The 22,683-nt window shown below is 50.5% G+C and carries 16 protein-coding genes and 1 pseudogene; 15 read left to right on the top strand and 2 right to left on the bottom strand.

Annotated elements, in window-relative coordinates:
* Positions 1-104: 104 nt before the first annotated feature.
* From GY634_RS12615 to GY634_RS12575, 9 genes are all read left to right on the top strand, one after another.
* Positions 105-1,388 carry a C4-dicarboxylate transporter DctA gene (locus GY634_RS12615; protein WP_207625607.1) on the top strand — a complete coding sequence of 428 codons (1,284 nt, stop codon included), beginning with the start codon at positions 105-107 and terminating at the stop codon, positions 1,386-1,388.
* 160 nt (positions 1,389-1,548) lie between these two features.
* Positions 1,549-2,064: a class IV adenylate cyclase gene (locus GY634_RS12610; RefSeq protein ID WP_166409037.1), complete on the top strand. Its 516-nt coding sequence runs from the start codon at positions 1,549-1,551 to the stop codon at positions 2,062-2,064.
* Between the two features lie 44 nt (positions 2,065-2,108).
* Complete coding sequence (locus GY634_RS12605) at positions 2,109-2,432, top strand: TfoX/Sxy family protein (protein ID WP_166409035.1); 324 nt, start codon at positions 2,109-2,111, stop codon at positions 2,430-2,432.
* Between the two features lie 182 nt (positions 2,433-2,614).
* Positions 2,615-4,015, top strand: a complete 1,401-nt coding sequence (locus GY634_RS12600) for an NAD(P)/FAD-dependent oxidoreductase (protein ID WP_166409033.1) — start codon at positions 2,615-2,617, stop codon at positions 4,013-4,015.
* A gap of 10 nt (positions 4,016-4,025) precedes the next feature.
* The gene (locus GY634_RS12595) at positions 4,026-4,988 is read left to right on the top strand and encodes an NAD(P)-dependent oxidoreductase (protein ID WP_166409031.1); all 963 of its coding nucleotides are present in this window, start codon (positions 4,026-4,028) and stop codon (positions 4,986-4,988) included.
* 1 nt (position 4,989) lies between these two features.
* Positions 4,990-6,381 (top strand): FAD-binding oxidoreductase, encoded by a 1,392-nt coding sequence (locus tag GY634_RS12590; protein WP_166409029.1) that lies wholly within the window; start codon positions 4,990-4,992, stop codon positions 6,379-6,381.
* A 125-nt stretch (positions 6,382-6,506) separates the two neighbouring features.
* Complete coding sequence (locus GY634_RS12585) at positions 6,507-7,838, top strand: NAD(P)/FAD-dependent oxidoreductase (RefSeq protein ID WP_166409027.1); 1,332 nt, start codon at positions 6,507-6,509, stop codon at positions 7,836-7,838.
* A gap of 143 nt (positions 7,839-7,981) precedes the next feature.
* On the top strand, positions 7,982-9,322 hold the full coding sequence (locus GY634_RS12580; RefSeq protein WP_166409025.1) for an MFS transporter: 1,341 nt from the start codon (positions 7,982-7,984) through the stop codon (positions 9,320-9,322).
* Positions 9,323-9,361: 39 nt separating this feature from the next.
* Positions 9,362-9,712: a cupin domain-containing protein gene (locus GY634_RS12575; protein ID WP_166409024.1), complete on the top strand. Its 351-nt coding sequence runs from the start codon at positions 9,362-9,364 to the stop codon at positions 9,710-9,712.
* A 47-nt stretch (positions 9,713-9,759) separates the two neighbouring features.
* On the opposite strand, the gene GY634_RS12570 is transcribed toward GY634_RS12575, so the two are convergent.
* The gene (locus GY634_RS12570; RefSeq protein WP_166409023.1) at positions 9,760-10,794 is read right to left on the bottom strand and encodes a GlxA family transcriptional regulator; all 1,035 of its coding nucleotides are present in this window, start codon (positions 10,792-10,794) and stop codon (positions 9,760-9,762) included.
* Positions 10,795-10,972: 178 nt separating this feature from the next.
* Here GY634_RS12570 and GY634_RS12565 point away from each other — a divergent pair, with 178 nt between their 5' ends.
* Entirely contained in the window at positions 10,973-11,893 is a 921-nt protein-coding gene (locus GY634_RS12565; protein ID WP_166409021.1) for a bestrophin family protein, read from the top strand.
* Positions 11,894-11,933: 40 nt separating this feature from the next.
* Here GY634_RS12565 and GY634_RS12560 read toward each other — a convergent pair whose 3' ends face one another.
* Complete coding sequence (locus GY634_RS12560; RefSeq protein WP_166409019.1) at positions 11,934-12,929, bottom strand: helix-turn-helix transcriptional regulator; 996 nt, start codon at positions 12,927-12,929, stop codon at positions 11,934-11,936.
* Between the two features lie 196 nt (positions 12,930-13,125).
* On the opposite strand from GY634_RS12560, the gene GY634_RS12555 reads away from it, so the two are divergent.
* The 5 genes and pseudogenes from GY634_RS12555 to GY634_RS12535 form a co-directional block, all read left to right on the top strand.
* On the top strand, positions 13,126-14,397 hold the full coding sequence (locus GY634_RS12555; RefSeq protein WP_166409017.1) for an MFS transporter: 1,272 nt from the start codon (positions 13,126-13,128) through the stop codon (positions 14,395-14,397).
* A 9-nt stretch (positions 14,398-14,406) separates the two neighbouring features.
* On the top strand, positions 14,407-16,176 hold the full coding sequence (locus tag GY634_RS12550; RefSeq protein WP_166409015.1) for an ABC transporter ATP-binding protein: 1,770 nt from the start codon (positions 14,407-14,409) through the stop codon (positions 16,174-16,176).
* Entirely contained in the window at positions 16,173-17,966 is a 1,794-nt protein-coding gene (locus tag GY634_RS12545; RefSeq protein WP_166409013.1) for an ABC transporter ATP-binding protein, read from the top strand. The genes GY634_RS12550 and GY634_RS12545 overlap by 4 nt, the downstream gene beginning before the upstream one ends.
* Before the next feature lie 29 nt (positions 17,967-17,995).
* A complete protein-coding gene (locus tag GY634_RS12540) occupies positions 17,996-20,092 on the top strand; it encodes a TonB-dependent receptor (RefSeq protein WP_166409011.1) in 2,097 nt (698 codons plus the stop codon).
* A gap of 311 nt (positions 20,093-20,403) precedes the next feature.
* Positions 20,404-22,683 (top strand): annotated as a pseudogene (locus GY634_RS12535) (hypothetical protein); the annotation flags it as partial.

The raw sequence follows: 22,683 nt of genomic DNA, 5'->3' as shown, positions 1-22,683 counted from the left end.
AATGCTATATCTAATATTAACTAAGATTTTAGTAGGACAATTTTTGCTTTGTAACTGAAATTTCAGTTGTGATTTTAAATAAAAATAAAGCGGAAGAGGTGACTATGCGTTTCGTTAAAAGTTTGTTTGGGCAAGTGATCATCGCCTTGATACTAGGGGTGATTGCGGGCGTAGCGTGGCCCGATACAGCGGTAGCCTTAAAGCCTTTTGGTGATGGCTTTATTAAGCTGATTAAGATGATCATTGCGCCGCTGGTGTTTTGTGTGGTGGTACACGGTATTTGCGGTACTAGTGACATTAAAAAAGTAGGGCGCGTTGGGGTAAAAGCCTTGGTGTACTTCGAGGTGGTCACGACCTTTGCGTTGGTGTTGGGTATTAGTTTGGCGTACTTCTTTGCGCCAGGCGGCGGCATGAATGTGGACCCTAGTACCTTAGATGCCAGTGCAATGGATGCGTACACATCGCGCGTGGCGGGGGCAACGGACACCACTGGGTTCTTGATGAACATCATTCCTACCACCTTTGTGGATGCCTTTGCCAGTGGCGATATTTTGCAGGTGCTGTTGATCGCTATTTTGTTTGGCTTGGCCGTAGCCATGTTGGGTGAAAAAGGCAGACCCATAGCACAGCTTATAGACTTGCTATCGCATGTGTTCTTTAAGCTGATTGGCTTCATCGTACGGTTAGCGCCTGTGGGGGTGTTGGGGGCCGTAGCGTTCACCGTCGGCAAATACGGCATAGGCACATTGGGTAAGCTGGGTATGTTGGTAGCCTTGTTCTACGTCACTTGCTTTATCTTTGTGGTGGTAGTGTTAGGCGCTATTTTGCGATTGGCAGGTTTTAATATCTTTAAGTTCATTCGCTACTTGCGTGAAGAACTATTGGTGGTTTTGGGTACGGCGTCGTCGGATGCTGTGCTACCTCAGGTAATGCGTAAGCTAGAACGTTTGGGGGTGAAAAATACCACTGTGGGCCTAGTGATTCCTACGGGGTATTCATTTAACTTAGATGGCTTTTCTATCTACTTAACGTTGGCAGCGGTGTTTATTGCGCAGGCCACCAACACGCCCCTAAGTTTTGTAGACTTAATGACCATCTTGCTGATTTCCATGCTGACCTCTAAAGGGGCGCACGGTGTGCCTGGTTCGGCTATTGTGATTTTGGCGGCCACCTTAAGTGCCGTACCGGCAATTCCTGCTATTGGATTGGTGCTGGTGTTATCGGTAGACTGGTTCATGGGCATGGCTAGAGCGCTCACCAACATGATCGGTAACTGCGTGGGTACGGTAGTAATTGGTGCGTGGGAAGGGGATGTAGACAAAGAACGCGCTCACGCGGTGTTAAATGGTGAGCTGATTGTAGACTTGAGCAAAGCCACAGACGACTAACGCTGTAGTCGCTATAGCAGTACAAAAAAGCCCCAAGCATGGTTGTTTGGGGCTTTTTTGTAGGCCTATGCCGGTATAGCTTCAACGTGTTTTCTGGCGCGCGCCGCCGTACTGCGCGACAATAGTGCCCTCATAGTGACGCGGCTCAACAGGGGTATTCATGGCACGAAACATAGAAATCAAAGCACACATAGACAGCATAGCGACGGTATTACCCAAGGCCTTGGCCATCGCCACAGCAGAGCCGGTAGAGATACAACAAGACGATACATTTTTTCAGTGCGACAACGGCAGATTAAAACTGCGTGCGTTTGATACGCAGTGCGGCGAACTGATTTTCTATAGTCGTGCCAATCAAGCTGGGCCTAAAACCTCGTTTTATGTGATTAGCCAAACCGAGCAACCCCAGCAATTGCGTGAAGTATTAGCCGCTGCTCACGGCATAGTGGGGCGGGTCATCAAACAGCGTACCTTGGTGATGGCGGGGCGTACACGTATACATCTTGACCGTGTTAACGACCTAGGCGAATTTTTAGAGCTGGAAGTGGTGTTAGACGAGCACGAAGACGAAGCAGTAGGCATTGCCGAGGCACATGCTCTGATGCGGCAATTAGGCGTGGTGGCAGAGCAGTTGATTGAAACCGCTTACGTAGATTTGCTGCGGCAAAAAAGTTAGGCTAGGGCGTGCTGTAGCACGCATCAGCAATAGGGGAAGAGGGTATGGCGACGTCGGCAGAAATTATTAACTTCTTGGTGGATCAGCTTTCGGGCGTACAGCAACTAAGCACACGACGCATGTTTGGCGAATACTGCGTGTATATCGCTGGTAAGCCGGTAGGCTTTGTGTGTGACGATCAACTGTATTTAAAAATAACGCCAGCAGGGCGTGCGGTAGCACCAAGCGTAGCAGAAGGCTTTCCGTACCCAGATGCCAAAGCGCATTTGTTGATCAGCGCAGACCGGTGGGAAGACCGCGACTGGTTAGCAGAGCTGGTTTTGGCGACATATGGCGATTTGCCCGAGGTTAAACCACGTAAAAAGTAGTGTGCGAGCCTGTGCTTGCGGATACACGATGCCTTTCACGTAACCCAACTGGGTACAGCCTATAGGAGGGTTTACACGTAGACGTAAAGACATCCTAAATTCTGTCATTTTCATGCTATCGGCAAAGGAGTGCGTCGCGAAATACTAGAGCCAATTCATAACGCAGAAAAAGGATAACGTTTATGTATAGAGGGTTCTGGTATGCGGAGGCTCTGGATCAAGAAAGTGCGTTAGCACCAAGCTTGTCGGGTTCCATCGAGGCAGATGTGTGCATTATTGGGGGAGGCTTCTTTGGTTTATGGTCTGCCATACGCCTGAAGCAAGCAAACCCTGATATGAACATCGTGCTAATTGAGCGTGATCGCTGTGGTTCTGGTGCGAGCGGCCGTAATGGAGGCATCGCCACGAACTGGTGGGCAAAGTACTTGTCGTTGATGCAGATCTGTGGCGAGCAAGAGGCCAGACGCGTGTGCGAAGCCGCCGAGTCCGCCATTGATGAAATTGGCAGTTTTTGCGAAGAGCATGGCATTGATGCCGAGTTTAGAAAAGACGGCTGGTTGTGGACGGCAAGCAATCAAACGCAGATGGAATCATGGGAGCTATTAACGGTAGCGCTAGAAAAACATGGGTTGAATCCTTTTCAGTTAGTGTCGCCAGACGAAGTCAGGCAACGTACTGGTTCGCCTAGGGTATTAGGGGGGATTTTTGATCCCAATGCAGCAACGGTACAACCAGCAAAGTTAGCGCGTGGCCTACGCAGAGTGGCGATCACGTTGGGCGTGCAGGTGTATGAGCATACGCCACTAAAAAAACTAGAACGTTCAGAGCGCCCTGTGGTTCATACCCCAGATGGTCGTATTAGCGCGAAGAAAGTGGTGGTGGCAATGAATGCGTGGGGCGCGCAATTTCCAGAGTTGCGGCGCATGATCACCTTGATGTCCAGCGATATGGTGGCCACTGCACCGGCTCCAGAGCGTTTAAAAGCCATAGGTTTAGATAGCGGTGTGGCGATTACGGATTCCCGTACCTTATTGAACTATTGGCGCAATACACCCAAAGGACGCATCGTGTTTGGCAAGCCTTTAGGACAGTTTGGTTTTGCTGGCGACATAGAAACCATTTACGACAAACCAAGCCCTGCTGCGGATAAGGTAGAGCAGGAAATGCGTAGTTTCTACCCGCAGTTACACGATGTGCCGGTCGTGAGTAATTGGACAGGCCCCATTGATAGAACCCTGAAAGGGCTGCCTAACTTTGGTCACTTAGGCGGGCATAAAAATATCTTTTTTGGTATTGGGTTTTCAGGAAATGGTGTGGGCACGACGGTCTTTGCTAGCCGCATTATTAAGTCGTTGGTGGAAGAGGCTAACGACGAATGGGCAAATTGTGGATTGGTTGATCAAGAGATCAAGCTGTTTCCACCCGAGCCCTTTAGCTATATAGGTGCTCACGTAGTGCGTAACGCTTTGGTGAAAAAAGAGCACTACGAGGACATGAACAAAAAAGCGGGTTGGCTCACGCAAAAGTTAGCTGCGTTAGCCCCCGCTGGTTATGTGCCGCAACTTAATGACATCAAAGAATAATAGGTTGCTCATGACACATCACATTGTTTTTCTAGACTATGAAGGTATAGGGCCTGCAGTCACCATTAATAGACCCGCCTTTACTCATACGTGGACTAACCATGCGTACACAGCACCGGATCAAGTGGTAGAACGCTTGCAAGACGCCACGATCGCGGTGACATGCAGTTTGCCCTTACGCCAAGAACAGTTAGCACAACTGCCACATTTGCAGATGATTTCCATGGCGTTAACAGGGGTGGATATTGTGGATATGGCGTATTGCCAAGAGCGCGGGATACGGGTTGCTAATGTGCCTGGTTATGCTGAAAACACAGTAGCCGAGCACACCTTGTCTATGATTTTTGCGTTACTGCGTCGCACAGGAAATTATCACCAACTGATGCGTGATATCCATGACGGCAAGGCTGCATTACAGAACTTGTACCTGAACTATAGGGTTAGGGATGTGCGCGGATTGCAGCTAGGGATTATTGGCAATGGGCCTATCGCGCATAGGTTAAAACATATTGCGCGTGGCGTGGGCATGCATGCCTTTTTGCACGATAGACAAGGCACCTACCAAGGGGCTGATTACATTCCTTTAACGCAGCTTTTGAAAACCAGCGATGTGGTAGCGATTTGCTGTCCCCTTACGTCAGAAACCTATCACCTGATCGATACGCCGGAACTGGCGATGATGAAGAAAGATGCGTTGTTGGTAAATACGGGGCGTGGAGGCGTCATTAATGAGCCGGCGATGATTAGCGCGTTGCTAGAGCAGCGCTTAGGAGGAGTGGCCCTAGATGTTGTGGAAAACGAGCCTATCCAATTGGATGATCCTATTTTCCAGTTGATCCACCATCCTAATTTTATGCTGACACCGCATGTGGCATGGAGCAGTGAGAATGCCATGCAAACCCTCATGGATAGGGCCATCGCCAACATTGTTGAGTTTGTGGGCAGTGAAAATAACGTGCAAATGGAAAGCTAACATGCCAAGTGTAATAGAACAGTTAGTCGCCATCGTGGGCGAGCATAGAGTCAAGGTAGATGACGATGCGAAGCAGGTGTTTGGTAAGGACCAAACCAGAGTGTTCACACCTAACCCCATTGCGGTTGTGTTTCCCGACAGTACAGAAGAGGTACAAAAAATAGTGCAGTTGGCCAACCACTTGCGTATTGCCATTGTGCCCTCTGGGGGGCGCACAGGGTTGTCGGGTGGTGCTGTTGCCATGAATGGGGAAATAGTACTTAGCCTAGAGAAAATGAACCGCGTGGTGGACTATTTGCCAGAGGATCGAATCCTTCGTGTAGAGGCTGGCATGATCACGGAACAACTGCAAACCATTGCAGAGGAAAAGGGGCTGTTTTACCCCGTGGATTTTGGCTCGTCTGGTTCTAGTCAAATAGGGGGCAACATAGCTACCAATGCGGGTGGCATTAAGGTTATACGCTATGGGATGACCCGTAATTGGGTATTGGGGCTAACCGTGGTTACCGGTAGTGGAGAGATACTGGCCGTGAATCATGGCATGATGAAAAATGCCACCGGCTATGCACTACAACACTTGTTTATTGGTTCAGAGGGCACGCTGGGCATCATTACTGAAGCCCATATGAAACTAGAGCGGCAACCGCAGAATCTACAGGTTCTAGTGTTAGGGGTACCTAACTTCGAGGCAGTTATGCCGGTGATGCGTGAGTTTAGGGCACAGATAGATTTGACGGCGTTTGAGTTTTTCGATGCAAATGCTATGCAAAAAGTCGTGGATTGCGGTCATGTCAGCGCACCATTTGCAACCCCAGCGCCGTTTTATGTGTTGTTGGAGTTTGAAAGTCCAAACGAGCAAACCTTGAACCAAGCCATGGAAGTGTTTGAGGCCTGCATGGAAAAAGGTTGGGTGTTGGATGGGGTGTTAAGCCAATCGTTAGAACAAATGAAAAACCTGTGGCGTCTTCGAGAAGACATTACTGAATCGTTATCTGGCTACACCACCAACAAGAACGATATCTCAGTGTTGATTGGTCATGTGCCGGCCTTTATCAACGATATAGAGCAGTTTTTTGCCCAACACTATGCAGCGTTTGAAACCTGCTGGTTTGGCCACATTGGGGACGGGAATCTGCATTTGAACGTGGTGAAACCACAGGATATGCCTATCCCAGAGTTCTACGAGCTTTGCAGGGTCATAAATCCTAAGATTTTCGAGTTAGTGGCGAAGTACGGAGGGTCTATTTCGGCAGAGCACGGGGTAGGGCTCACAAAAAAACCGTATCTAGCTTACAGTCGCAGCCACACCGAGGTGGAGTACATGCGGGGGATAAAACAACTTTTTGACCCCAATCATATTCTGAATCCAGGGAAAATTTTCGATATGGCATAGCCCATCACCACGGTAGTGGGTTCGCTATGCGGAAGGTGGCATTTTCTTCTGAAAATCGTCCGTTTTCTTATATGGGCAATCGTGGATGACGGTAAGAATAGCTATAACAATAGTGGGGAGACAACATGATTAACGTTACATCAACACCCGCAGATGACAATGGTTGCGCCTGGTATCACCTAAGCCAGAAACGCACCGTAAAGCCCATGCTAACCGCTAAGGTTGAGGCGGATTGGGTGGTAGTAGGAGCGGGGTTTGCAGGGCTTTCAGCCGCTAGGCAATTAGCGAAAAATTTCCCAGATGACAGCGTAGTACTGGTAGAAGCACAAGAAGTGGGTTTTGGGGCATCAGGCAGAAACTCGGGTTTTTTGATCGATTTGCCGCATGATATTGGTGCCCCAGACTACATAGGGGATTTGAACACGGCGGGCATGTACCTGAAGTTAAACCGAGCAGCGCAAGAAATCTTGAAGAGCTTGGTGACAGAATTCGGTATTGATTGCCAGATGGACCCCATCGGTAAGTATCAGTCGGCGGTAGAAAAGCGTGGACTAGATGTGTTGGTGGCCTATCAAAAAGGCTTAGATCGTTTAGGTACTGATTACCAAATCATTGAAGAAAAAGAGCTGCCTGATCACATAGGGACGTCTTTTTATAAACGTGCGTTGTTTACCCCCGGAACCATCTTGGTGCAGCCTTCTGCCTTGGTGAAGGGGCTAGCCGAAAATCTTCCCAGCAATGTCACGCTGTACGAGCAGACGGTGATTACTGCATTCGATAACGAGACGCATCCCCATAAGGTGGTATTACACACGGCTAAAGGGGGCATTATCGAGGCTAAAAAACTGGTGCTGACCAATAATGCCTTTGCAGCGAAATTTGGTTTCTATACCGGTAGGTTGCTGCCCATCTTTACCTACTCCAGCATGACACGCGTATTGACCGAAGAAGAGGGCGAGCGCTTAGGTGGTAAACGACGATGGGGCATTATTCCCGCCGATACTTTTGGCACCACACTACGACGCACCCCCGATAACCGCTTATTAGTGCGCAATAGCTTTAGCTACAACAGTGATGGCCGTAGTAAACCGGATTTGCTACCTAAAATCCGGCAGCGTCACCGCCAGTCCTTTGAAAACCGTTTCCCTATGCTAAGCAACACGGAGTTCGAGTACACGTGGGGCGGTGCATTGTGTATGTCTCGTAATGGTGAGGGGGTATTTGGTCAGCTAGGGAAAAATGTGTATGGTGCGTTGTGCTGCAACGGTTTGGGTACCACGAAGGGCACCATCACAGGCACGTTGCTGGCCGACTGGCTGGCTGGCGAACGTAACGACATGATTGATTTTCTATTGGCGTCGCCAGGCCCCAGCAAAACACCACCCGACCCCTTTTTAACGCTAGGCGTGAACATCAATTTGATGTACTCGCAGCACAGAGCGGGTATAGAGGCTTAAGTCCATTTACTGACTGATGACATTCCCTTTTTCAAAGGGAATAGGAGTTTTATTGCCAAAAATAAAGCATGTGTAGCAGTGATTTCTTTGAAAAATAACTCCCATTGATAAATACATAAATTAAATGTGGATGGAGGCGGTTTATGAGACAAAAAACACCTATAGAGGATATCCCTCTGAATAGTTTTCACAAGAAACTGACGTTTTATTCTTCAGGGGGGCCATTTTTGGATGGCTATGTGCTGAGTGTGATAGGCGTTGTGATGATGCAGATCACACATGACTTGGAGCTGACTTTATTTTGGCAGGGGCTTATTGCGGCCTCGGCATTGATTGGTATTTTCATTGGTGGCTTTTTAGGTGGTGTGATTACGGATAAGTTGGGTAGGAAGGTGTTGTACCTGCTTGACCTCATAGCCATTATTGGTTTTTCTGTTGCCCAATTTTGGGTGGAGTCGGCATGGATGCTGTTCGTGTGGCGTCTCTTGCTGGGTATTGCCGTAGGAGCCGATTACCCTATTGCGACAGCATTCTTGACGGAGTTTTTACCTAGAAAATACCGAGGAACCATGATCTCCGTCATGATTGTGATTTGGTTTATGGGGGCTGCAGCGGCGTATATCGTCGGGGAAATAGCGATGCGTTACGGTGGTGCTGATGCATGGCGTTGGGTTTTAGCGAGCGCAGTAGTGCCAGGCATTGTCTTTTTATTAGCCAGATATGGCACACCAGAATCCCCCCGTTGGTTGTTGAGTAAAGGCCGTATCCAAGAAGCTGATGCCGTGATTAAGAAGGTTTATGGCCCAGAATATGGCGCAGAAGATCTACAGGAGCAAGCGTGTCCTAGCGGTAAGAAAATCAAGATCTCTAGCTTATTCCATTCAGGTTATGGGAAACGTATGCTTTTTGTGTGCGTATTTTGGACGTGCGCCATTATTCCTGTTTTTGCGATTTATGCGTTCGCACCACAGGTGCTGCTGGCATTGAAAATTAGCGAAGAAATGTCCACGATTGGTGCCGCATTAATCACTGTGCTTTTCACCGTAGGCTGCATTTTAGCCACGCTTCTGATTAATGTGATGGGCAGGAAAAAAATGCTGTTTCATAGCTTTTTGTGGTCGGGCCTGATGCTGTTCCTATTGGGCATGTATCCCGAAGCTTCACCTAATGTGATTCTGCTTTTGTTCTCGGGTTATGCCATTTTTGTAGGTGGGACGCAGGTGATGCAGTACCTGTACCCGAATGAGTTATTTCCTACCGAGATTCGGGCCACAGCAGTAGGTTTAGGTACATCGGTATCGCGAATTGGTGCAGCGATTGGGACGTACTTGGTACCGCTGTCGTTAGCGAACTGGGGGATTGAGGCGACGATGTTTATGGCAGCAGGCTTATCGCTTGTGGGAATGTGGTCTGCTTGGGCGTTAGCACCAGACGTGGACTCCTTATCGCTTTCTGATGCGGCGAGTTTGAGCTTTTCTCAATAGAAACAGGCCGTGTGCAGGTGTATTTCATAAAGGAAAAAAATGAGTAATCAGTTAGTCGTCATTCGAGCGGTAGAAGCCACCAAAATGGGGGCTGCTGCACCAGCGAAATTTCCGTTAGGGGAAGTGATTGCAATGCAAAGCTCCGCCCAAGCACATGATGTGATTGAAAGTGGTGCCATGGTGGGCGTATGGGAAAGCACACCGGGCCGATTTGAACGCTTTTTACCGCATCGTGAGTTCAGCCATATCGTACAGGGCTGGTGCGTGTTTGAACCTGAAGGGCTAGAGCCTGTAGAGTTGCATGCGGGGGATGCAGTACTGTTTCCAGCCAACTGCAAAGGCGTGTGGGATATTAAAGAAAACTTCAAGAAAAGCTATTGCTTGTTTTGAAGAAGCGTAAGCAAAGAGCGCTTAGGCGCTCTTTGCTATAGAGGCAGTTATTTATCTATTTCGTGGCGGCGTTTTCGGTAAGAGTACGGCGTTTCACCGTACAGCTTTTTAAACCACGAAATAAAGTGTGAGGCATCGGAAAAGCCGCACTCCATCGCAATGTTGGTCACGTAGTCACTAGTGTTGGTGAGTAAAAAACGCGCGTGCTCTAAGCGCAAGCGTCTCCAGTAACTGGCAGGCGACTCGTTAGTGTTTACCGCAAAAGCGCGATGCAACTGGCGTGTGTTGGTATCTGCATGCTTGGCCACGTCTGTCATGGTGATTTGACTGCTTAAGTTCTCACGCATGTAGGTAATGGCTTTTTTGACTATCTCGTTTTCATAAATATTGGGGTTTTTAAACAAAATGGAGTCGGTAGGCCCGCTGACGGCTGGTTTGTTTGGTAGTAAGAGGTAATCTAGGCTTTTTTGTGCCCGCACGTTGCTGCAGTTTTTACGTATGAGCGCGGTAGCAAGGCCGATGGCAGTACCACCGGGACAGGTATAAATCCCCCCATCTTCGATAAAGTTGTCATCAATCAGTGCTTTGGCATGGGGGAACTTCTGCTTGAACTCATCAATGATGGCGTAGTGTATGGAGCATTTACGCTGATCCAGAATACCCGCTTTACCGAGTACAAAAGAGGCTGAGCACAACGCAATAATAGAGATTTTGGCATCGTTAATCTGCTGCAGCGTGTGAACTAACGCATCAGAAGGTGTACGGGTTTCAGACAGCAACCCACCGGCCAATACCACATAGTCGTAGTTATTAAAGGGGTCAAAGGGGGCGGTAGGGTGTATGAGCAGCCCGCAACTGGCGGTGACGGGTTGGTTATCAAAGGTCATCCAGTCCCATTGGCAATAAATTTGTTGGCTGCGATATTCCTTATCGGCCGCAAAACGTAAGGATTCCACCAGCCCAGCCACGGGTGCCAAGGTGAATTTGTTCATCAAGATAAAGCCAACACGCATATCAGGCTGGACGTTTTCCAGATCCTCAATAGCGATAAAATCCCCGAGGGAGGAAGCAAGGTCTTGCATGGGTCATGATGTCTCAGTTGTCTACCTCACTAGGATGGTTAGGCGTAGTAGGTAGTATCTTTTTTAGTGACGTACAGTATACCGCTTGACTGAAAACACGAACTGTTGGCATGGCGATGTTGCTGCGGTTGGACTAAGATAAAGCTCTTGTTTTGACTCTATAGCGTATGTGCTGATTATGATTGTTCGCCCGGCCTCCCGTTCGCCTTGGTTGATGTTGTTTACGTTAAAAGGCTCTATTGTTTCCATTGTATGGAGACGCGTGGTTGCCATGATGTTATTGGCGACAATGGTGGTGTTTGTGGAGTATCGCTACACCATGGACGCTGCGGGGTTGGGGGCGGTGCCCTTGATGTTAGTGGGCTTAACGCTAGCTATTTTTCTGGGCTTTAGAAATAGCGTGGCGTATGAGCGTTGGTGGGAAGCGCGTACCTTGTGGGGCGAGCTACTGATCGTGGTCCGAAACCTGACTCGACAAACACTCAGCTTTACGGAAAACGTACCGGCTGAACAGCAACGTCAATTAGCGCACAAGTTGATCGCTTTTTCGCATGCTTTGCGTCATAAATTACGCGGCAGTAGTGCCTCGGCAGATTTGGTGCGCTGGTTAGGGGAAGATCAGGCCAAGCGTTACTTGGCTTCGTCTAACGCGCCCAATTTGCTGTTAGGCGACATAAATCAGGCCTATGCCCAGTTACGGCGCAATGGGCAACTGGACAACATTTTGTTTGCGGATATAGATAAGCAACTTAATAGGTTGTCGTACATTTTGGGTGGTTGCGAACGTATTACCAGCACGCCCATGCCTTTTGCGTATATTTTGCTGTTGCATCGCACCGTGTACATCTATTGTTTTCTACTACCATTTTGCTTAGTAGGCAGTTTGGGGTGGTTAACTCCCATTATGGTAGGGGTGTTGTCTTACACCTTTTTTGGGCTGGATGCGCTGGGCGAACAGATAGAAGAGCCTTTTGGCATGTTGCCGAATAACCTGCCGCTAGATGCCTTGTGCCGCACCATAGAAATCAGTGTGGCCGAGTTACTGGGCGATGAGGACGTACCAGTGGCTATTAAGCCCTTAGATGGCGTGTTGATGTGACGAGGGTGTTCAGTGCTGGGGCTGGTCTACACGGCCAGCGTTAGTGCGCATTTTTTGACAAGTGCCACTCTTTGGCCCAGCGTTTAGGTGGCACACCTATGTGCTGGCTAAAGGTTTTACTGAAGTGGCTACTCGTAGAAAAACCCACGCTTTGGGCGGTATGAGTAACCGAGAAACCATGTGCGAGCATGGCGAGCGCTACATCTAACCGTATACGGGTTAAACACTCGTGCACCGAACAGCCAAATAAGGTTTGAAACCCCGCCTGTAGGCGTTTTTCATTTAAGCCCACGGCTTGCGCTAAAGCCGCTACATTCCAGTTCTCGGTATAGGTGTTTTCTAATAATGCTTTGGCACGTACCACCTTAGGTCTGTCGGTGGGTAGTGCTCGTACGCTGCCTATATTGCCATGTTGGTTGATGCCATGGCTGACTATGGTGGTTAATGCTTCGGCCGCTTTGGCACAGAGAAAAAGCTTGCTGAGTGGCGAGCCAGCATAACGGTGCTGGGCGTGCACAATTTCAGCGGCAATACGGCGTAGGCTGCTGTTCAGTGGCAACGTGCTCATGCAAACATCCATATGCGGCATATCAAGCTTTGCCGCGCGCATTTGCTGTAGTAAATCGCTCATGCTGATGCCAGTAAGGCCCATCAATGCTTGGGCCGAAATGTGTATGTTGACGAGCTTGAAGTCGTCATTTGCCAAGAACACATCCCAGCCGCTAATGGGTTGGTTAGAGGCCATCAGCATCACTTGATCGTTTTCTAGGCGCACATCGACGCCATCTTCAATGGCCGCTTCTATACGCCCATTCACTAAAAAACTCATGGATAGTGCAGCATCCGTTTCGGATTGGAAGGCCCAGTTGCGGTCGGGGCTGCCGTACATGCTGCATATGTTGATGCCGTCGTTAGGGCGCTCAAGCAGCATGGTTTGACGCCATGTATCAGGGATGCCATCCAGTTTGTTTTCAACCATTTTGGCCGGATTGTGAGAAACGATGGCAGGTGGTAGCTCAGAAGATAGCCCATTCATACAAATATTCCGTATTTGACATGTTTTGTCCGTAAAACATGAGCCTTTCACGCCGCTATCGCTCATGCTTACACTCTTATTATATTGCTAAATGATATTGATAATGATTGTCAATTGTTATCATCATTTTTTCTGTGTTGTGTATGCGTAGCGTGTGCGATCACAGTGACGTTTTCTACTCAAAGGTTTAGTTCTGATGTCTACCGCTTTGCCTAATAGTGCAGCTCGCTTAGGTTTGCGCCAGTTATTACTGGCTGTGGCAGGCATTTATGTGACCCAATCCATTATTACGGTCTTGATTACGCAAGCGTTGCCTACGCTGTTGCGTAACGAGGGTGCATCGCTAGAAATTGCCGGGTTGACGGCTTTGTTGTGGTTGCCCTGGGGGATACGGTTTTTATGGGCACCGTACATAGAACGCTGGCGTTTACCACAAGGTGTAGCAGAGCGACGCTCTAGAAAAATTGTGCTGCTAGGGCAATGGCTGATGGCCTTGATTTTGTTTGTGATAGGCGTGGTGTGCTGGTTTGAGCAACTGTCGTTGGTGTCGCATATAGGGTGGATTCTGGGGGCTTTATTGCTTGCTGCCTTAGTGGCCGCAACCGCAGATATCGCCTGCGATGGCTTTGTGGTGGACCAACTGTCTGAAGGACGCAGAGGGTGGGGTAATAGCATACAAGTGGGTGGTGCTTACCTAGGTGCGATGTTGGGGTCTGGTGGGTTTCTACTGTTGGTGCGTTGGTGGGGTTGGGAGGTTGCCTTGATAGCAACTGGCCTAGTGATTTTGCTGCTGACTACACCTATGGTGATGACCAAAGAACCAGCTAGACAGTCGCATGTAGAGACCAACCATCAGCCTAGTTTGTGGTACGCACTACGTAGGCCGGAAGTGCGCTTGGGCTTGTTAATGTTGCTGGTATCTAGTGTGGGTATACGGTTGAGCTTAGGGATGTTTGGGCCTTTCTTGTTGGACAAAGGCATGAGCCTAGACCAAGTGGGGTGGTTGTTTGGTTCGCTCTATATTGGTGCCGGGTTGGGTGGTGCAGTAGCAGGGGGCTTTTTTGTGCGTTTTGTGCCAGGTTGGCGTGCCGTATGGATAGCCGTAGGGGTGAAAGCATGCGTGTTGGCATTGTTAGCAATTGCAGCGCCGACGGCATCGCTATCGGTAGTGACGTGGCTGGTGGTGGTGATGTTTGCAGTGATGGGCGTGTTGTGGGTGGCGCTGTATTCCACCTTGATGAGTCTGGCCTCGCCCTTACAGGCTGGGGTGGATTTCACTATGTTCCAAAGCGGTGATGCGTTATTGGCGGGTGTGGCGGGGGTTCTGGCAGGCTGGCTATCCCAGCATTTTGGCTATGCCACATGCTTCGGGTTAGCGGCTGTGTTGACCTTGATTGGTACGGTGATGGTGCGTCAGCAAGATCAAAAAGCAAACAGTCACGTAGCCGTCGATGTGGTTCAGGGCTAAGGGGGCGATATGTCTAACGAATCTCATCGCAGCGCGGCTAACGCGTGGGCCATTATGCAGCCCGTTCGTGGTCAGATACGGTTTTCTATGCTGTTGGCAGGGGCCAGTGCCGCCGCAGCACTGGGGGTGGCGGTAGCGTTGGCATGGGCGATGCAGACGTTATTGCTAGACACCGCGCAGTACCCGTGGTGGCCACTAGCGATGGCGTTATTGCTCACTGTAGTGGCATTGGTGTTACGACTGGCCGCGTTTAATCAATCGCACTTTGCGGCATTTAGGCTAGAAACAGTGCTACGTACCCAATTGGCGACGCATTTGGCAGAGGTATCGCTAGGGTATGTGCAGAAAATGGGGGCAGGGGCGTTATCTAAAGTCATGATGGAGGATGTGAAGGCATTGCATGTCTTTGTGGCTGATTCGTCGCCTTTGTATGCGCGAGCCTATATTTCCCCCGTGCTGACGTTTGTGTTGTTGTTTGTGCTGGATTGGCCATTAGCGTTGGCTGCAACGGCGGTGTTGCTTATAGGGGTGGCAGTAGTGGCCTTAGCGTGGCGTGGTGGTGACGAGATGATGCGCCGCTATAACGAGGCAACAGAAAGTGTGGGTGCTGCTGTTGTGGAGTATGTGCAGGCAATGCCTGTGGTACGTACCTTTGATAGTGGAACAGCCACCTTTGGGCGGTATCAGCGAGCGTTAGAGGCGTACCGCGATGTGGTCACACGCTGGTACAAAAGTGCAGGTACCGCTTCTAGACTATCGCAGATTATTCTTAGTCCGCTTCCTACACTAGCCGTGTTGTTGTGGTTAGGGGCATGGTTAGTCAGCAAAGAGCAGCTGGATGCGGCTACATGGATTGCTGTCCTGCTTATTGGTACTGGCATGGCGGAATCCCTGTTGCCACTGATGTCACTGAAGCATTTGGTGGCGAAAACGCAGATCAGTATTCAGCGTATCCAAGACGTATTGGCTGAACCTGCGCTGCCCGTTGTGAGTGATGCTGACAGTGCTGTCCCTGCTGAAACCAGTCTACGCTTTGAGAACGTGAGCTTTAGCTACGTGGAAGGCGAGGCTATGGTGCTAGATCAGGTGAGCTTTGAGGCACCACAAGGTAGTGTGACCGCATTAGTTGGGGCTAGTGGCGCGGGGAAAACAACTGTAGCCCGCTTGATACTACGCTTTTGGGATGTGACAGCGGGCAGCATTCAGATTGGCAGCGTGGATGTGCGGGATATGTCGCCACAGACCTTAATGCAGCAGGTGGCCTTTGTGTTCCAAGACACGTTTTTGTTTGCGGGTAGCATTGCCGAGAACATAGCCTTAGGTATGCCCGAGGCTAGCATGGACGACATTGTTGCAGCGGCTAAAGCGGCTCAGGCGCATGAATTTATTATGAGTTTAGCGCAAGGGTATGACACACCCACTGGCGAGCGCGGCACCTTCTTATCTGGTGGCCAGCGTCAGCGCATTACCATTGCGCGCGCTATTTTGCAGAACCGCCCCATTTTGGTGCTAGACGAAGCGACGGCGTTTGCAGATCCTGAAAATGAGGCCGCCTTGATTGCTGCGTTAGCTAACCTGATGCGTGGAAAAACGGTAGTCATGGTGGCGCATCGCTTAAATACCATTCGTCATGCCGACCAGATACTGGTGTTTGAGCAAGGACGTTTACTAGAGCGTGGGTCGCATGAGTCATTGCTAGCAAAGCAGGGTGCGTACGCTAACTTGTGGCGGCACTACGAGCAAGCGCAACACTGGGCATTTACCGGAGGTGCGCGATGAGTCACTCTACATCACGTACTGCAGCAGTGACGTCCTTACGCGAAACGTGGCAACAACTCATGCGTAGCGCCCGCAGTAGAGCGCCGCGTTTGCGTGCCAGTTTATGGGGGCTGGCAGCATCGGCTGCCGTGCAGGGTGTGGCGCTGGCGTGTGTATTGCCGCTTTTCCAAGCGTTGCTACCTAGTCCAAGCTGGGTATCAGCGTGGCCATGGTTGGCGGCGTTAACGCTGTTGATGGTGCTCAGCATGGCACTACGGTGGTGGGCAATGGGGTTCGATTACCGTGGTGACATGGTGCAAAACACGCATGAATTGCGAACCGCCTTAGGTGAGCAATTACGTCGTATTCCCCTAGAAAAGCTGCAAGATAAACGGGCGGGCGAGATTAATGCCACCTTATTAGGCGGGGTGGATGAAAACCTGAGTTATTTGCTGACGGTTGCCAACATCATGGCGAATGCCTTGATCACGCCTCTGGTGGTAGCGGTGGTGGTGTTGGGCGTGCAGTGGCAGATAGGGGTAGTGTTGCTCTGTGTATTCCCGTTGTTGATTCCCTTATATCGTTGGCGACGTCCCGCTTATGGCAGGGGGATGCGACTATTGGCCGAAGCGAATGAGCGTGTGAGTGCCGATATTTTGGAATACACCCAAGGCTTAGCCGTGCTGCGTGCAGCATGTTGCACAGGTGAAAAGCACCAACAGTTGCATGACAGTTTTACTTACGTAGAGGCCGTTCAAACCATAGGCCAGAAAAAAGGGGCGAAACCCAATTTGATGTTGTCCGCCATTATGGAAATTGCCATTGTAATGGTGGTATTCATCGGCGCATGGTTGGTGACGCAAGGCCAAGTAGACAGTGCTACCTTTGCTGCATTAATGGTGTTGGTGGTGCGTTTTGGCGAGCCCTTGGGTGTATTTATCTTAAGCACCAAAATGCTGGATATGGTGGAGGCATCGCTGAATAAAATTACAGCGCTGATGCAAACACAACCGTTGGCACAGCAACAGCCACTGGCAGAGCCTCATCTCTACGACGTGCAGTTTACGGATGTGGGATTTGGGTACGCTGGTAGCACTACGCCCGCTGTAAAAGGGGTCTCAGCAAGTTTTGGGGCACGTAGCTTAACGGCGTTGGTTGGCCCATCTGGTGGCGGTAAAAGCACCTTGACGCGTTTGCTCATGCGTCATGCGGACCCACAAGTGGGGCAGGTGGCTATAGGTGGCGTAGACCTACGTTCTATAGCACCCGAGACATTAAATGCGTTGATCTCAGTTGTCTTTCAGGATGTGTATCTGTTTGACGATACAGTACTGGCAAATATACGTATGGCCAAACCCGAAGCCTCCGATGCCGAGGTAGAACAAGCAGCACGCGCCGCGCATTGTCACGACTTCATTAGCCGGTTACCGCAAGGTTATAGCACTCGTGTGGGCGATATAGGTAGCCGCCTATCGGGTGGCGAACGCCAGCGTATCAGCATTGCACGCGCCATGCTTAAAAATGCCCCTATTGTGATTTTGGATGAACCTACGGCAGCGCTTGATACCGAGAGCGAAGTGGCGGTGCAACGAGCCATCGATGCGTTGGTGAAAGAGCGCACCGTGATTGTGATCGCGCATAGGCTTTCCACCATAGTAGGGGCTGATCAGATTCTGGTTATTCGTGAGGGGCGCGTGACGGAACAGGGCACGCATACCGAGTTGTTGAGCCAACAAGGGGAGTATGCCTGTATGTGGCAGGCCTCAGAAAGCGTGAAGCATTGGCATGGTGGGCAGACCACAGCACGATAATTATTCAGTAAACAGGGTATTAATTCATCATGAGTCCTAAGATTCCATCTTTTAAGTTGGGCTGCCTAAGCGTGGCATTGCTGTCGGCACACGTGGCCTATGCGGCTGAAAACGACCACACTGACACAGAGGTTCAGTCGCTTTCTGCCATTGTGATTTCGGCCTCAAAACAAGGCGAGAAATTAGAAAAATTGAATGGAGCCGCCAGCGTCGTAGAGCGCTATGCGTTAGACGACGCGCAAGTGAACGATACGGTAGATTTGGGCAGAGTCTTCCCCGATTTGCAGATGTCTTACAGTGGTTCGCCACTCTTTCCGCAAGTGACCATTCGTGGTGTAACCTCAGCACAAGATTTTTATAATCCGGCATTAACCGTATATGTGGATGGCGTACCGCAGTTACCGGTAGCAGCGTTGCAGTCGTTGGTAGACGTAGAGCGTGTAGAACTGCTAAAAGGCCCGCAAGGCACTTTGTACGGTAAAAGCGCTCAAGGTGGGGTGTTGAACATCGTGACGCGCCAACCGGATAACGACTTTCAGGCACAACTGAAAACGGGGTTGTCTAATCGTCATGGTTATCAGGTGCAAGGCAGTGTATCTGGCCCTTTAGTGGAAGACCTGCTGTATGGTTCGGTGTCATTGCTGAAAACACAAATGCCGTATTGGTTAGAAAGCGATGTGCTGGGTAGTAAGTTGGCACGTACCCAAGCCGAAGCGGGCACCTTTAAACTGAGGTTGGCACCCGTAGGTAGCCCATGGGAAATGGGCATATCGGGTGGTAGAGATTGCGCCAAAGGGGCGCACGATGTGTATACCCCCTACGATAATATTGATGATAGAACCGCCTATGCATGGGCAGATTTACCAGAAGCCTACCGAGACGTTTATCAGCGCCGTTGTGTGAACTCTCTTACTGGCTCAGGGCAATACCAGTGGGACGACTGGCAACTAAACGCTATTGTGAATACGCAGCATCTACGGATAGAGCGTGAGTATCCATTCGCCATGCAGTATTCCTGGCAGCCAGAGCAGTGGCGTCAAGATGTGCAGGAATTGCGTCTTTCTACGCGACCACAGCAAGCTGGTGGAATCCAGAGCCGTAGTTGGGATGGGGTGTTTGGTTTATACCGTCAAAAAGTGAAGCAAGCACGTCAATACAAGATTGATATGGTGGTGCCTAACTACATGCCGTATTTGGAAAGCAATTCCAAAAACGAAACAGAGTCCTTAGCTGCCTACGGCAACATGACATGGCACGTGACGCCCAAATTGGACCTGACGGGGGGCTTACGCTTATCACGTGATTCAGCCAAAACGAATTTTGGTGGCCACATGGGTGGGGTAGCGGTGCAAGGCGATCGTTCTACGCATCAGAATACGTGGTTAACACATGTGGCGGCGGGTTATCAGTTTTCTGACGCATGGCGTGGCTATGTCAATGTGGCGCAAGGCTATAAACCAGCTGGGTACAACTTGGCTCCTACTAGTATGGCTGATGCGGAAGGCTTTGGCAGAGAGCGTTCTACTAGCTATGAGATTGGCGCACGTTACTCAACGGATGATCTGCGGTTTAGCGTGGCGGCTTATCGCGTGAATAGCAAAGATACGCAGTTGTATGGTGATAGCCAAATGGGCTACCAAACACTGAAGAACGTTGGCAAAACGCGTTCTACGGGGGTGGAGTTTAATGTCGAGTGGGATGTGTCTCAATCCTTAACGCTAGCGGCTTCAGGCTTTATTAATGAGGCTAAGTTTGTGAAATACGTGGCGAATACCTGCACTGGTTGTGAAAATAACCGTGTGCCCTTTACGCCTAGCCATGGGTTAACGCTAGCGGCTAAAGGCAATGTGCGCGTAGGCAATACGAATTTACGTCCTCAAGTCGCGGTGCGTCGTACAGGTTCGTTGTATTTTGATAGTGCCAATACGTTGAAACAAGAAGGCTATACCTTGCTTGATGCGTCAGTAGCATGGAATGTCAGCGATAACGTTGAGTTGGCTGCTTATATTCATAACTTAACCGATAGAAAATACCGTACCTACGGTTTTTCATACGGCGCATTAGGCAACTTTGCACAAGTTGCCCCTGGGCGAGTGTTTGGTTTAACAGCAACGTGGATGTATTAGGAAGCACAACCATAAGTGGTGCAGTGTTGTACATACCCTTAAATGGCTCATTTTTATGGGCCATTTTTTTATTCTCCAACAACGCTACTCATTAGGAAAAAAGCACCAGTATTGTGATGGTTGATGGTGACGCGAGGGAACTGGGATAGGGCTACCTAGTTTCAGTGATATTCAGCGACCTCTTCTTCTCATAGAATCCCGTTTAAACCTGAATAGTAAGAACTCAGCCGTAGAGAGAGGGGCGCGCTGCAAAGCGAACGCCACGGTTGGGTTTGGTATTCACTTACGCCACCGAGGACGAGGAACCCATAATGCTATCAACGAAAAAAACGCTCTCAACCTGCCATGAGGATGTGTCATTGGACCATCAACGTTTCCCTGCTATTCCCTTTTTACTGCGTACGCTGGTGATGGCGTTGTGGGCATTACCGGTTCACACCTACGCGCAAACGCTGACTGAACCCGTGGTCATTATTAAGCAAGGTAAAAACGGGCGTAACGCGAGTCTGTTTAGGGATTCAACGCGTGGGGGCGCGAGTGACGCTATTCGTTATACGTTGGGGGCGGGTAAAAAGCTAAGCACCCCAGGCGGTGCTTCGGGGGCACTGTACATAGCCTCAAATGCGGGCAACGGAGGCGCTGGGCATAACGGAGTCGTGGCGGATACGACGGGCGCTATGGGGGGCAATACGGGTGACATCGCGTTAACGATTGCAGGTGACATTACCAACTACTACTCACGGGGTGCCGCGCACGGCATAGCTGTTCAGGCTAATGCGGGTAACGCGGGTTCACGTATGCGTGGTGGTACGGGGGGCGGCTCGGCGGGGCCAGTCTCTATTACGGTGAATGATAGCCGTATCGTGACCACAAGTAGCGCAGCAGCGGGTATACACGTTCAAAGCAAGGGTGGCGAGGGTAACAGTGGTTATCAAGCGGTTGCTATACGCTGGTCGGGTAGTGATGGCGGAAGCGGTGGCACTGTGGCCCTTGATTTACGTGGCGAGATTATTGGTAACGGTAAGGGCGTGTTCTTAGGCTCAGAAGGTGGTGGCGGTGGAAGTGTGGATGGCGGTGTGATCCAAAAGGTGGGTAATCATGGTGGAACCGGTGGACGTGGCGGCGACATACAAGTCACCACCCGAAAACGCAGTACTGGACAGCAATCGTTCATTGAAACCCATGTTAACGGAGCCCATGGCCTGCATTTGCTAAGTAAAGGTGGTGAGGGAGGCCGTATCACGGGTAACAGTTGGTTTAATGGTGCCGATGGTGGGTCTGGTGGTGGTGCCGGTAAGGTAGTCGCTACCTTAAATGACCTAAGCATAGAGACCAACGGCAATAACGCGAGTGGCGTTGTGGCTGAAAGCAATGGTGGTAATGGATTCTGGGGTGGGGGCTCTGCACTGGCTAAGGGCGGTAAGGCAGGTTCTGGTGGCAGTGGTGGCAGCGTGGCGGTCACACTAGGGTCAAACGTACAAGTGCGCACTAAAGGCAATGAAGCCATTGGTGTACAGGCAGTTAGCCGAGGCGGCGGTGGCAGCAACGGCGGTAGTGGTGGTGTGTTTTATTCGCCGGGTGGCGATGGTAGTAGTGGCGGGACGGCTGGGGCGGTCACGTTACAGAGCTCTGCGCAGATTTGGACTACCGGGCAAGATGCTTACGCTTTATATGCCGCCAGTTTAGGGGGAGCAGCCGGCGATGGGGGTAAAGGTGCAGGGATTTATGCAGTAGGAGGCCAGGGTGGAGCAAACAGTCGTAGTAGCAATGTAGAGCTACGACAGACAGCTGCTGGCCGTATCAAGACCGCAGGGGCAGGGGCTCATGGGCTATTTGCTGAAAGCATAGGGGGCGATGGCGGTACTTACAACAAGACAGCGTCGGCGGTGTTGGGAGGGGATGGTCGTTCTAATAGCCCTAATTCGCATGCGGCAGCCGTCAATGTGTTTAACCATGGTGAAGTCGTTGTTACGGGTAAAGCCGCCAAAGGGATACTGGCACAGTCCGTTGGTGGTGGCGGCGGTAATGGTGGCGCTTCAGCGGGCTTGGTCTCGGTGGGAGGGGATGGCCACTCCAGTGGTAATGGCGGCACGGTGAAGGTGGAAAACCACGGAAGTATTACCACACAAGGTGAGCAAGGCTATGGCATTCACGTACAGAGTATTGGCGGAGGCGGCGGGAGTGCATCTAAGACTTTAGCCATAGGTATTGTGGCCAATGTGGCCATAGGTGGCAAAGGGGCTACTGCTGGCAATGGCGGCAACGTCAATGTGAAGTTGGGTAATAGCAGTGTAGTGCAAACATCTGGGGCAGATGCTAACGCTATTGTTGTACAAAGTATTGGTGGCGGTGGTGGTGAAGGTGGTTCAGCATCCTCGGTAGGTCTGGACGTGTTGACCAAAAGCTTAGGCGGTTCGGGCGGTGCGGCGGGTAATGGTGGTACGGTTAACGTAGAGACTGCCGGGAAAATTCGTACAACGGGCAAAGGCGCTGTAGGGGTGCTGGCGCAGTCTATCGGTGGAGGCGGTGGATCGGGCGGTAATAGCCTGAGTGCTGGGATTACCTTGGCAGCCATAGGTGTGGGGGGGACG

It is taken from the genome of Paenalcaligenes suwonensis (assembly GCF_011290505.1).
GTDB classification, from domain to species: domain Bacteria; phylum Pseudomonadota; class Gammaproteobacteria; order Burkholderiales; family Burkholderiaceae_B; genus Paenalcaligenes; species Paenalcaligenes suwonensis.
The sequence above is the reverse complement of the archived record's forward strand: the minus strand, read 5'-3'. Positions and strand labels throughout refer to the sequence as shown.